We start from the raw sequence: 13,201 nt of genomic DNA, 5'->3' as shown, positions 1-13,201 counted from the left end.
TCTAAAACTAAACGAATATGAATATTTACGAAGAAATAAGAAAAGACCACGATAAACAAAGAGAATTGTTAAATAAATTAGTAAAAACGTCTGGCGATACCAAAGATTGTATTAAAAATCAATTTTTTAAATCAACATTTAGTCTTATTCAAATACAGCTTTATAAGGTAAAAATAGTAGAAAACTATAGAGAGATGTAGTGTGTTCGACATCTATAAATTAAACAAACACATCATTTAAAATTATTGAGGTCAGTAGATAATTTCATATATTGTAGTCAATAAAATAAGGGAATTATGGATGTTTTTCAAGGAAGAAACCTTTTAGAGTTTACTGAACGCTTCAAAACAGATGATTGTTGTAAAGAATATTTAGCAACTATTAAGTGGAAAGATGAATTCAAATGCATAAAGTGTAGAAACAAAACGAGTCAAATTCGCAAGAATTTTGCACGTACTTGTAATAAATGTAGCCATACAGAAACAGCTTCTGCCAACACTTTATTTCACAAAGTAAAGTTTGGTTTACGTAAAGCTTTTTTTATCTGTTTTGAGATGTCAACCACTACAAAAAGTTTATCAGCAAGTTATATGGGAGTTCGTTTTGGAATCACGGAAAAAACGGCTCGTTTATTTATGCATAAAGTAAGAGAAGCTATGAAATCTAGCGAAAATCATCCAATGAAAGGTAATGTTCATATCGATGAATTTGTAGTTGGTGGTTATGAAAAAGGAAAACCTGGAAGAAGTTATGATAGTAAAAAGAAAAAGGTCGTAACTGCAGTAGAATTAACTGATAAAGGAAAAATAAAAAGAATGTATGCCTTGAGAATAGATAATTTTTCAGCCAAAGAATTAGAGAAAATATTTACCAAACATATTGATGAAAATGCAACAATAACAACTGATTTATGGAAAGGGTATCGTCCTTTATCTAAAGAATATAAGATTACACAAATAGAGAGTGATAATGGTAAAAATTTTATGGCTTTACACACAATGATACATCAAGTAAAATCTTGGATTAGAACAACGTATTCTTGTGTAAGTGACTTTAATATAAATAGGTATTTAGATGAATTTTGTTATCGTTTAAATAGATCTCAAAGCAAGATAAATATTTTTGATAATTTAATTCAAAGAATGGTCAAATCTGATAAAATGTATCAAAACAAAATGATATGTTCTTAACTACTGACCTCAATAAAATTAATAGGTTATGAGTACATATACAAAAGAAGTAGGAAAAAAACTAAATGCATTATTAGAAAAAACTTATGATGCAGAAAAAGGATTTAAAAAAGCGGCTGAAAATGTAAAAAATAATTCTCTTAAAAAATATTTCGAGTTGAAAGCACAAGAGAGATATAGTTTTGGTTACGAATTAAAAACAGAAATAAGAGCTTTTAATCAAGAAATTGATAAAGGAGGAAGCTTAACAGGAACAGCTCATAGAGCTTGGATGGATATAAAAGCAATGTTTTCGATGGGCGATGAAGAATCTATGCTAGAAGAAGCAATTACTGGAGAAAAAGCTGCAATTGAAGAATATAAAGAAGTGTTAAAAGAAATTAGTTTGCCTTCAAGCACAAAAAGTTTACTGGAAGCACAAAAAAATAAAATCGAAAATGGATTGCATAATATTAAGGTTTTAGAAGAGATTAGTTAAGATTCTTTTTTTGTGGAGACTGTAAATTCAACTTTGTCTAAAAAGTTTATTTAAATGTTATTTCGACTGTAATAGAAAAATCTAATTATAAATTATATAGGTTTTTCAATAGCTCTTAAAATAACAGATAATGTAATTTTTTAGACATTTTTTTTTGACTTAAAATGAAAGAAAGTAAAGACTTAAAATGATTTTAAACATTTTAACTGTTTATTTTTTGTTAATAATGAGTTAAGGTGCTATAAACATGATAATTATCATGTTTTTTAAAAGAGAAGAATTTTATATTTGTTTAGTAAATGTTTAAAACGCTATCTAACAAGTGATTACACCTTTTTTTAGTTACAAAAAGTAAATAATTCTCTTTTTGTAACCAATTCGTTTTATGATACCTTGTGGTTCAAACGACCGAATAGCATATTACCATAAATTACTACTCATTAAAAAAAAATTAATAATTAAATCTATTTTTTATGAAAACTATTATTTATTCTCTAAAGAAATGGAATAAATTATGGCTCTTATTCCTATTATTATTTCTATTAACTTGCCAAGAAGAAGATTACTTGAATCAAACTTCGCCGCCTGCAAAAGAAAAGAACTCTTATACATTAAATCGTGTTGCTAAAAATAAATTGCCAGAAACGGTACAACAAAATATAGCTTCCATTTTTAAATCTAACAATAATTCTTTTCAAGCCAAACCTACAGGAGGTAAACCAATTGACACCTATAGAATATCTCCTGTTTTAGATATCGTACTTTCTGGAAGATTTGGTAAAAATTATTCTTTAGACCTCGATTATACGAAAACAGTTGTTTTAACAAACGAAACTACCAATAGCAAAACCTATTCTATACCCATTAATATTAATAGCGATGCTAATAATTTTGCTTTTGGTTCGTATGTTATTACCCCATCTACAACAAAAAATAAAGAAGATTTTACAGGAAGCATTCATATTTTTATACCAGAACCTAAGTGGTTTTCAAAAAATGTAAAAAACCTAGAAATGAATACTTTTACAGGAATACAAATTAGTGAAAATTTTCCTGTAGATAAACAATTAATTTCTAACAACGTACTTACAAACTACTACATTGCAGGAAATGTTACAACAAAAGAAAAATACAAATTACAATACAATCCAGATATGTTTTTTGCAGATGGTGGTACAACTACGCTAGTAAAAGAAGCCATTATGGATACAGATACAGGTAGAGACCCATGTGAAGATGATGATGTTCCTTGTAAAAAAGAAAGAGTAATTATGCTTGATGAAATAATTATTGTTGCAAAAAGAAGAAGCACAGGAGCATCTAACAGTTTTGGTTTCTCAAATAAACTTGCCTTAGAGCTTGGGCTTCCTAGAAGGATAAGCATACCTCCAATTTATTCAACAAACAATACTTTAAACGGAGGTTTTGGTGTTACACCTATTGGTGGTGGTGGCGCTCCTGTAACACCTATATCGTTACCTTCTTTGGGTGTTACTTTAAATCCTTTAAGTTTAAATTTTGCGACTCCTGTGTTAAAATTAATGGGAATTAAAAATACGAAAGTGAGCAAAGTTTTTACTCAACCTCAAAAAGATTGGTTGGCAGCAAACCCTGTAATAGCTGCAAGAGTTGCACAATTTTTAAACAATGCCAACTACAGTTTTTCTGCTTTAAGTTTTACCACAAAAGCTATCAACGCTTTAAAAGGAGGTAGTGGTGCAAATACAACTGTTAATTGGGAAAATAGAATTATTAATGAACTTACTGGAAAAGCTCTTTGTGTTTATAAAAAGTTAGAACAATTGAATTCAACATTTTTTTCAAATCTAATTAACGAATTTTTTAAAAGTTCTAAAAATGCACATATTAAATTTGAAGTTGGAGATATTCCAGATGATAATAATTTTAAATATAAAGCAAGAACTTACCCTTCTTATAATAGCGCTCAAAGATTTTATAGAGTTAGACTAAAAACTAGTTTTGTTAAAAATGCTTCATTAATTGAAATTGCTTTAGCAATAATACATGAAACGATACATGCAGAATTACTTGATAGGAGTATTCAGTCTGGTCTTATTTTAAACATCAAACCTAATGGCAGTTATACTTTTCAAAATTATGGCAATATTAGTACTTATAATAATATAACTATTTTCAATGCTCTTACTACTTACTATAAAAATTTAGGAAATGGTAACCCTCAATGGAACCATGATCAATTTAATATATTTGGTTATAGACAAAAGTTGAGTGAAAATTTAAACCAAATTCATCCATGGCTAGATGACTTAAATAATCCTTTAATAAATTTTATAAATTCTGATTCAGTAATAACCGATTTAGATGATTTTTTCGATTATTTATCGTGGGAAGGTTTAGAAGGTACACAAGAGTATATTAACTTGAATGATGATAGTAAAACTAAAAAAGATTATATTTCACAATATGTTAGAAGTGAATACAATAAAAAATGTAAATAATATGAAATATATACTTATTATAATAAGTTTTTTATCCATATCTATAACTTTTGGACAAAACAAAAAAAGTCCATTATATTTAAGGGATTATAACCCCATTATAAACAGTGATGAGCTTGGGAATTTATATTATATTTTTAGCATTAAATCTATTGACAAAACATTTAACAATGATGCATATAAATTTATTGTGCCTAATAAAATCGGATTTGATAAATTTAAAAAATTAGAGGAAGTAGAAAACAAAATTGCTATTGATACATTAAGCAATTTGATAAATGTAACTCATCTAAAAAAATATAATCCTTGTGAATTACATAAAAATTTAAGTATCAGAAGAACTATTTTTTTAGTATATAAAAATAAGTATTCAGAAAATGTATTTATTCCTCTAATCTATGAGGGTACTCAAAAGAATATTGAAGTATTAAAATTTAAATAAATACAAACCACATCAAGGTATATAAAAAATAGCAGTCAAGTGCGAACTAGACACTATCCTATAAAGTGTGTAATTAAATTTTCTAAGCGATCTATTATTCTTAAAGAATTTTATGCATTGCGTCTTACTTTTGGAAAAATATACTTGTAGTAGAATAAGTTGTATGGTTAACTAGATTTTTTTAACTTAAATTGTCTAATAAATATTCGTTTGAGTTAATAATGAATTTGTTAGCGTTAAATAAAGCTCTGTAAATCAATTAAATTTGTAGTATCAGGAAATAGTTAATAACTATTTATACATTAACCATTAAAACTTAAAATTATGTTACGTTGGACAATTACATTTGTAATAATCGCATTAATTGCTGCAGTATTAGGGTTTGGAGGAATCGCTGGGACTGCTGCATACATTGCAAAAATTATATTTTTTATTTTTATAGTACTATTTATACTTTCTTTAATTAGAGGCGGAGTAAAAAGATAATAACCATATAACTATGGAAAAGAAAAAAAACTGTTTGATGTATTTCAAACAGTTTTTTTGTCTATTTTGTTAAATAAATGATGAGAAAATTAATATGAAAATCGTTAGACCTGTCCGTTTTTAAAAATCTGACAAATCTTTTAACACTATTTGAGTAAAATTATTTTATAAAATTATGTTTTTTAGCGTGTTCGATCGCTTCTTCACTTGAGTGAACCATTAAAATTGGTGTGTCGTAATAATCTTTAATCAGTTCTTTTATTCTTGCCATTTTTCTTGCGTGTCTTACGCTTCTTAAGTAAATGGCTTTTATTCTATTTGGGTATAATTTTACAATTTTTATATAAATATCGGCATCGTGTTCGCCTGCATCTCCAATTAAAATAAAGGATAAATTTGTATATGTTTTTAAGATGTTTACAATTTCTTTTTGTTTTTGAGGAATGGTTTCTGGCGTTTTTTTCTGAAACATATTTCCGAAAGTTCTTAATAAAATAGCTCCTTTTGGGAAGTTGTTTTTCTTTAGAAAAACTTCTAAATATCTGTATAAATTCCAAGGACTATGACTCACATAAAAAAGCGGATTTGCATTTTCGCCAGACTTTCCTAAGTGCAATAAACTGTAAAATTTTGATGCTCCTTCCAACGCTTCTCTCTTTGTTGGAGATTTAAAAAAGGTATTTATTAAAAGTTTCCACTTGAATTTTGATACGACTCCTGTATGTAAAATGGTATCATCTATATCGCTAATTACACCAAATTCTGCAGTTTCTGAAGGGATTAATAATTCTCCTAAAAATTTATTTTTATTATTGATGGCTCTACCTACGTTTTCATTGGTGTAAGAAACTTCAAAATTTAGCCAACCTTCATCATTTGCTAATGCAACAAGATTTTCTATTTTTTCATCAACAATAAAATAACCTGCATCGTCTGTAACTGTATTTATTTTAAAGTTATTAGGTAATGTAATTGTAATCGCTGTATTTTTAACTTCATCAGTCTCAAAACGCTTCCAAGTATTTATTAATAAACTGAAGAAATTTTCTCGTTCTAAATTTATTTTTTCGTCTTGTAAAGCTCTTCCTCGTGTATAAAAATGGGTATTCGTTCCATAACTTTGAAAAACAATAATTTGTAGTGAATCTTTACTAAAAACGCCCATTCTTTTTTTATTACAAGATACAAAAAAGACATAAAAAAAGCCACAGTTTCCTGTAGCTTTTCTACGATTCTATTAAGTTAATTTAGCTTTTATCTTTAATTTTTATTTTAATTCCTTCTACATCTTTTAGTTGAGCTCTTACTTCATCTTCTGTTCCTGTAAACGTTTTTGTAATTACTGTAGTTTTTCCGTTCACAGTTTTTCTAATCTCTACATTTGCGGTTACCCTTCCATTTGCATCGTTTGTAAGCATTTCTACAGTTGTTTCTGTTTTGTTGTTTAAGTTTTCTCCACCAGTAATTCCTTTGTAATTGCTAACAACCTCAACTTCTACAACTTCTGTATTATTGCCTTCTTGAGTATGTCCTCCTAAAATAGGAGCAATTACCAATCCAATTAAACAAGTTAATTTAATTAAAATATTCATAGAAGGTCCAGAAGTATCTTTAAAAGGATCTCCAACTGTATCTCCAGTTACAGCTGCTTTATGTGCTTCCGAACCTTTATAGGTCATTTCTCCATCAATTTCTACACCTGCTTCAAAAGATTTTTTTGCGTTATCCCAAGCTCCACCTGCGTTATTTTGGAAAATTGCCCAAAGAACACCAGAAACTGTAACACCAGCCATATAACCACCTAACATTTCTGCGATTGCTAATTTATCCATTCCAAATGCTAAAGGAGCAAAAGCAATAATTAGAGGGAAACCAATAGTTAATAAACCTGGTAACATCATTTCTCTTAGAGAAGCCTCTGTAGAAATTGCCACACATTTATCGTATTCTGGTTTTCCAGTTCCTTCCATAATCCCTGGAATATTTCTAAACTGACGTCTAACTTCGTTTACCATCTCCATAGCTGCTTTTCCAACAGCATTCATTGCCAAAGCAGAAAAGACCACAGGTACCATTCCACCAACAAATAACATGGCTAAAACAGGTGCTTTAAATATGTTAATTCCGTCAATTCCTGTAAAAGTTACATAGGCAGCAAATAAAGCCAACGATGTTAAAGCAGCAGAAGCAATTGCAAAACCTTTTCCTGTTGCTGCAGTTGTGTTACCAACTGAATCTAAAATATCTGTACGTTCTCTAACGATTGGTTCTTGTTCGCTCATTTCAGCAATACCACCAGCATTATCCGAAATTGGTCCAAAAGCATCAATTGCTAATTGCATAGCTGTTGTAGCCATCATTGCAGAAGCTGCTAAGGCAACTCCATAAAAACCAGCAAAGGCATAAGAAGCCCAAATTGCACCTGCAAATAATAACACAGATGGAAAAGTAGAAATCATACCAGTTGCCAAACCTGCAATAATATTTGTACCAGCTCCTGTAGAAGACTGTTGTACAATTTTTAAGATTGGTTTTTTACCTAAACCTGTATAATATTCAGTAACAGATGATATTACAGCACCTACAATTAAGCCTACTAAAGTTGCACCAAAAACTCTTAATGAAGAAATTTCTTGTAAACCTTCACCGAAAAATTCCATTTTCATAGTTTCTGGTAACATCCAAGTTACTAAACCATAACAAGAAAGCGCAACTAATATAATAGATGTCCAGTTTCCTTTATTTAAAGCGCCCATTACTTGAGACTCTTTTGCACTATTGTCTTTTATTTTAACCAGCATAGTTCCAATGATAGAAATAATAATTCCTGCACCAGCAATTGCCATTGGTAATAAAATGGGTCCAATACCGCCAAAAGCATCAGTAATAGAACCTCCCATATCTTTAATAACGTAGTTTCCTAGTACCATTGCAGCTAAAACTGTTGCTACATAAGAACCAAATAAATCTGCTCCCATTCCAGCAACATCACCAACATTATCACCCACATTATCTGCAATTGTTGCAGGGTTTCTTGGATCGTCTTCAGGAATTCCTGCTTCTACTTTACCCACTAAATCTGCACCAACATCTGCTGCTTTTGTGTAGATTCCTCCACCAACTCTTGCAAATAAAGCAATAGATTCTGCGCCTAAAGAAAAACCTGCTAAAGTTTCTAAAACGATTGTCATATCCATAGTGTTTGTCCACTCACTTCCCATAAAATACCAGAAGAAAAAGATAAAAAATGCAGTTAAACCTAAAACAGCTAAACCAGCTACTCCAAGCCCCATTACAGTTCCACCACCAAAAGATACTTTTAAAGCATTTGGCAAACTTGTTCTTGCAGCTTGTGTTGTTCTAACATTTGTTTTTGTGGCGATCTTCATCCCTATATTTCCTGCAAAGGCAGAAAAAACAGCTCCAAAAATAAAAGCAACCACAATTAGAACGTGTGTTGTTGGTACTATAAAAGAAACAGCTGCTAAAGCAACACTTACAATTACTACGAAGATTGCAAGTAATTTGTATTCTGCACTTAAAAAAGCCAAAGCTCCTTCGTAAATGTAATCTGAAATTTCTTTCATTTTACCATCTCCTGCATCTTGTTTCATTACCCAAGATTGTTTAATCCACATATAGATTAAACCTAAAACTGCCATCGCAATTGGCATCCAAATCATCATTGATTCCATATATTATTTTTAATTTGATTAGTTTAAAACGGCGGTAAAAGTAAGAAAATCATAATGAAATAAAAAACCTCTTAAAATGTTTAATTTTAAGAGGCTCAAATTATTAAGGTAGATAATTTATTAAATTTTGAAACTACCTGCCTTTTTATGTTCGCTATTTTCGTATCTATCAACACAGTCGACGTAGATTTTTCGAGCTTCTTTAGCATCTCCCCAGCCACCAACATCTACTTTTTTCTTTTCTAAATCTTTATAAACTTTAAAGAAATGTTCGATTTCTTTTAATCTATGTGGGTTCAAATCAGTTAAATCTTCTTTATCATTCCAAATAGGATCAGAAACTGGTACACAAATAACTTTTTCATCTGGTCCTTTTTCATCTGCCATATGGAAAACTCCAATTGGTTTTACTTCAACAACACACATTGGAAATGTAGGTTCGTGTCCTAAAACTAATACATCTAAAGGGTCTCCATCTAAGGCTAAAGTTTCTGGTACAAAACCATAATCTGCAGGATACATCATCGAAGAGAACAACATTCTGTCGAAACGAATTTTATTTAAATCGAAATCATATTCATATTTATTTCTACTTCCTTTGGGAATTTCTATTAAAACATCAAATGTTTTTTTCTCTTTCGGACTCATATTTTCTAGTTTGTTATTTTATTATTTTCGTTGCAAAAGTAGTTAATTTATGAAGTTTTTCAATAAAATAGAGATTGTATTTACGCAATGGTTTTCTTATAAATTAATTTATGAAGGGTTTTTAAAAATCTACTTTTACACCTATTCTTACTGCAAATTTTGGAGATGGTAATCCGTTTACGCTTTTATGGTCTCCTCGCCAAATAAAGTCTACTCTTAATGGACGAATATCTTTATATCCAATATTTTCGAAGCCAAAACCATATTCATAATACATATTTGTATCTGGTGCTTTATAAATAATATTAGATTTATTTATAGCAATATTTTTATCTGAGATAGTACCATATACAGTTTTAAAAGTTATTAAACTTCTTAATTTTAAGTGTTTTAAAAGTGGTAATCTATTCATTATTAACCCGTTAAAGTGTTGTTCGAAATGTCCAGAAATATACGTATCTGTTACAAAATCGTAATAGTTTATTAATGAAAATGTGTTTTTTGTAATCCAAAAAGTTTGGTTTGCGGGTATTGGGTTTAATAAAGGAAGTGGTACTGTTCCAAATGTTTTTCCACCATCTAAAGAAGCTAATAAGAGACCTAATTTTCCTGTTAAAATAGGGTGGGTGTAACTAAAAGAAAGCTTGTCGTAATTAAAACTTCCGTTTAAAAAACCTTTGTATCCTTTTCTGTAATTTAATATTATTGATGGGTATAAATTTTTACCAATTCTTTGTTCTATTCCAAACCCAAATTCGAATCTGCCAGGTGTGTAGGTAATATAAAAATCTTGAGAAACATTGGTAAGTTCAGTTTGTATATTTCCATTATTATCTAGATAATCTATTGTAAAATCTTTCCTGTTTGCTGCACTAGAAATATTGTTGTGTGCAAAAGAAGTACCAATATGAAGGTTTTTCTTTAGTTCAATATCAAATTGAATAACTTTTCTGTTAACCGAAGATAAAAAGAAATTGTTTCCACGTGAGAAGAGAGCGTTAGGGTCAAAAAGTTTTGCATTTAGCCCATTTGTACTTAAGAGTTTTGCACCTAATTGTTCGGTGTCATTTAGGTATGAAATACCTACACCGATTCTAGGCTTATAACTTAATAAGTATTTTGCATCTAGATAATATTTTATTTTTTTATCTTTTATTCCATAACCAATAAAGCCGTTAATTCTAAATCGATCATTTTGCGTTTTAAAGGTTCTAAAGCCCAATTTAAGCTTTACACCTTCTACACTGTTTTTAGAAAAAGTATTCCAATATTGACCTATTTGAAATTTAGGTGTAACTGTAAAATAACCAGTGGAAAGCGTATTTATTATTCCTGTAATTTTACGAATTTGATTATCGTTTTTAACATCATTAATTAAAGTGTATTTTTCTGATTTTAAATTGTTGTTGTTAATAGAGTCCCAATAACTTTCTTTTTTACGAAACTGGTTGGGTTTAAATCGTATAATTTTACTAGTATAAAAATTATTTTGTTTAGGTTTATCGAATTCGTATTTAGAAAACTCTGCTATCTTTTTTACTGTAATTCCTATTTTCTTGTCATCTTTATCATTTAAAGTAAAATTTGCATTGTAAACATCTCTTTTTGGTAGATAAATTGTGTCTTTTTTTATAAGGTATTCTTTTTCTAAAGAAAGCCTTCTTACAAAATTAAGATTGATGTCTTTATTTGTTTTCATCTTAATTTTGGTAATAGCAAAAGTTTTATTTGTTACCCAAAAATTACCTTCAAATGCCAAATCATTTCTTCTTGGAAAAAAATAAATATTGTATAAAGTGTGGTCTTTTTTTACAATGCTATCTTGTAAAACATAATCGTAAGTATCAAAACCTCCTCTAGATATTGGGCTTACAAAAGATTTTTTAAATAACTGAAAGTTGTCTTCATAAATATTTATATTATTAAAAGCGGTAGAAACTCTCTCAAAGATAAAACCTTGCCTATCCATACCATTACTTTTTTCTGCTTCGACATCTATTCTTTCTTTGTTTGTAATATTGTTTCCATAAATATTTGTAACAGTTTCACTTATAAAAAGAGGTAAGTAAAAATTTACACCAGTATCGTTGTAGGGTAATTTTGCTAAAATATTTTTATAGCCTTTTTTAAATATTTTTTTTAAAAAAATAGTATCTAAATTATTTAAACCAATTTCGGTAGTTAATAATTTTTTGTATTTATAATAGTTAAATAGCTTTAGGCCATTGGTTTTTTTATTTTTCCAAATTTGTTTTAATATTGGGTAAGCAGGGTTTTCTTTTTTTGGAAGTCTTTTTTTTGGTTTGGTTACTAGTACTATTTCTTCTAACTGATTTGACGCTTCTTTTAAAACAATTTTTAAGTAAGTTGTTTTTTTATTAACTTTAATTTGTTGCGACAAAAAGCCTAAAAATGAAATTTCTATTTTTGCTCTTTTTTTAGAAAGATGCAAAGTAAATTCACCATTATCATCTGTTACTGTTCCTTGTGTGGTTTTTAAAGCAAAAACGTTTACAAATGCAAGTGGACTTCCGTTTTCGTCTACCACTTTTCCTTTTATGGTTAATTGGGCATTAACAACAAAACTTAAAAAACTAAAAATTAGGAAAATGATGTATCTCATTAATGTAAAATTCTTCTATGTACAACTCGTAATAAAAGGATTTATTATATGATTTTTTAATATTTAATTTTTATAAGTATAATACTTCTTTTACAGCTTTTACAACATCATTAGAGTTCGGAATCCATTTTTCGAATAAAACAGGTGAATAGGGGGCAGGAGTATCTGCAGTTGTTAATCTTTTAATTGGAGCATCTAAATAATCGAATGCTTCATCTTGTATTCTATACGTAATTTCCGATGCTACACTTGCAAATGGCCAAGCTTCTTCTAAAACGACTAATCTATTTGTTTTCTTTACTGAATTAATAATTGCATTATGATCCATTGGACGAACGGTTCTTAAATCGATAATTTCAACAGAAATATTTTCTTTTGCCAATTCTTCAGCAGCTTTGTATGCTTCCTTAATAATTTTACCAAAAGAAACAATAGTTACATCTGTACCTTCTCTTTTAATTTCTGCAACTCCAATAGGAATAATGTATTCTCCTTCAGGGATTTCCATTTTATCTCCATACATCTGTTCAGATTCCATAAAAATTACTGGATCGTCATCGCGAATCGCAGCTTTTAATAAACCTTTCGCATCATAAGGATTCGAAGGAACAATTACTTTTAAACCAGGTGTATTTGCAAACCAGTTTTCAAAAGCTTGTGAGTGTGTTGCACCTAATTGACCAGCAGAAGCAGTTGGCCCTCTAAAAACAATTGGGCAATTAAACTGTCCACCAGACATTTGTCTAATCTTGGCTGCATTATTTATAATTTGATCAATTCCTACCAAAGAGAAGTTAAACGTCATATATTCTACAATAGGTCTGTTTCCATTCATAGCAGAACCAATTGCAATACCTGCAAAACCTAATTCAGCAATAGGAGTATCAATAACTCTTTTTGCACCAAATTCATCTAACATTCCTTTACTGGCTTTGTAAGCACCATTATATTCGGCAACCTCTTCTCCCATTAAATAAATGCTTTCGTCTCTGCGCATTTCTTCGCTCATTGCTTCGCAAATAGCCTCTCTGAATTGAACTGTTTTCATCTATTATTAATTATTAATTATAATTTGTAATTTTTAAATGCAAAAGTAAGGAATTAATTGCCATTTTTTTAGACACAATTGTACAAAGTAAAAGAAATATTAGGTATTTAT

Annotated in this window: 11 protein-coding genes; 6 read left to right on the top strand and 5 right to left on the bottom strand. The window is 29.3% G+C overall.

Annotated elements, in window-relative coordinates; genetic code table 11:
- The first annotated feature begins 17 nt into the window (after window positions 1-17).
- The 6 genes from J3359_RS18280 to J3359_RS06390 all read left to right on the top strand — a co-directional run bounded on the left by J3359_RS18280 (window position 18) and on the right by J3359_RS06390 (window position 5,076).
- On the top strand, window positions 18-200 hold the full coding sequence (locus J3359_RS18280) for a hypothetical protein (RefSeq protein ID WP_243765994.1): 183 nt from the start codon (window positions 18-20) through the stop codon (window positions 198-200).
- A gap of 96 nt (window positions 201-296) precedes the next feature.
- Window positions 297-1,190, top strand: coding sequence for an IS1595 family transposase (locus tag J3359_RS06410; protein WP_208079893.1), 894 nt, complete (start codon window positions 297-299; stop codon window positions 1,188-1,190).
- Between the two features lie 28 nt (window positions 1,191-1,218).
- Window positions 1,219-1,668 (top strand): ferritin-like domain-containing protein, encoded by a 450-nt coding sequence (locus J3359_RS06405; RefSeq protein WP_208079892.1) that lies wholly within the window; start codon window positions 1,219-1,221, stop codon window positions 1,666-1,668.
- A 473-nt stretch (window positions 1,669-2,141) separates the two neighbouring features.
- Window positions 2,142-4,148: a hypothetical protein gene (locus J3359_RS06400; protein ID WP_208079891.1), complete on the top strand. Its 2,007-nt coding sequence runs from the start codon at window positions 2,142-2,144 to the stop codon at window positions 4,146-4,148.
- A 1-nt stretch (window position 4,149) separates the two neighbouring features.
- A complete protein-coding gene (locus J3359_RS06395; RefSeq protein ID WP_208079890.1) occupies window positions 4,150-4,590 on the top strand; it encodes a hypothetical protein in 441 nt (146 codons plus the stop codon).
- 324 nt (window positions 4,591-4,914) lie between these two features.
- Window positions 4,915-5,076, top strand: a complete 162-nt coding sequence (locus J3359_RS06390; RefSeq protein ID WP_208079889.1) for a DUF1328 domain-containing protein — start codon at window positions 4,915-4,917, stop codon at window positions 5,074-5,076.
- Window positions 5,077-5,236: 160 nt separating this feature from the next.
- Here the strand turns inward: J3359_RS06390 and J3359_RS06385 are convergent, their stop codons facing one another.
- The 5 genes from J3359_RS06385 to J3359_RS06365 all read right to left on the bottom strand — a co-directional run bounded on the left by J3359_RS06385 (window position 5,237) and on the right by J3359_RS06365 (window position 13,090).
- A complete protein-coding gene (locus tag J3359_RS06385; protein WP_208079888.1) occupies window positions 5,237-6,241 on the bottom strand; it encodes an App1 family protein phosphatidate phosphatase in 1,005 nt (334 codons plus the stop codon).
- 82 nt (window positions 6,242-6,323) lie between these two features.
- The gene (locus J3359_RS06380; protein ID WP_208079887.1) at window positions 6,324-8,771 is read right to left on the bottom strand and encodes a sodium-translocating pyrophosphatase; all 2,448 of its coding nucleotides are present in this window, start codon (window positions 8,769-8,771) and stop codon (window positions 6,324-6,326) included.
- A gap of 120 nt (window positions 8,772-8,891) precedes the next feature.
- Window positions 8,892-9,419: an inorganic diphosphatase gene (locus J3359_RS06375; RefSeq protein ID WP_208079886.1), complete on the bottom strand. Its 528-nt coding sequence runs from the start codon at window positions 9,417-9,419 to the stop codon at window positions 8,892-8,894.
- A 121-nt stretch (window positions 9,420-9,540) separates the two neighbouring features.
- Entirely contained in the window at window positions 9,541-12,042 is a 2,502-nt protein-coding gene (locus J3359_RS06370; protein ID WP_208079885.1) for a DUF5686 family protein, read from the bottom strand.
- 70 nt (window positions 12,043-12,112) lie between these two features.
- On the bottom strand, window positions 12,113-13,090 hold the full coding sequence (locus J3359_RS06365) for a pyruvate dehydrogenase complex E1 component subunit beta (RefSeq protein ID WP_208079884.1): 978 nt from the start codon (window positions 13,088-13,090) through the stop codon (window positions 12,113-12,115).
- Window positions 13,091-13,201: the final 111 nt, after the last annotated feature.

Source organism: Polaribacter cellanae, from assembly GCF_017569185.1.
Lineage (GTDB): Bacteria > Bacteroidota > Bacteroidia > Flavobacteriales > Flavobacteriaceae > Polaribacter > Polaribacter cellanae.
Note: the sequence above shows the minus strand (reverse complement) of the source record. Positions and strands in the feature narration are given on the sequence as shown.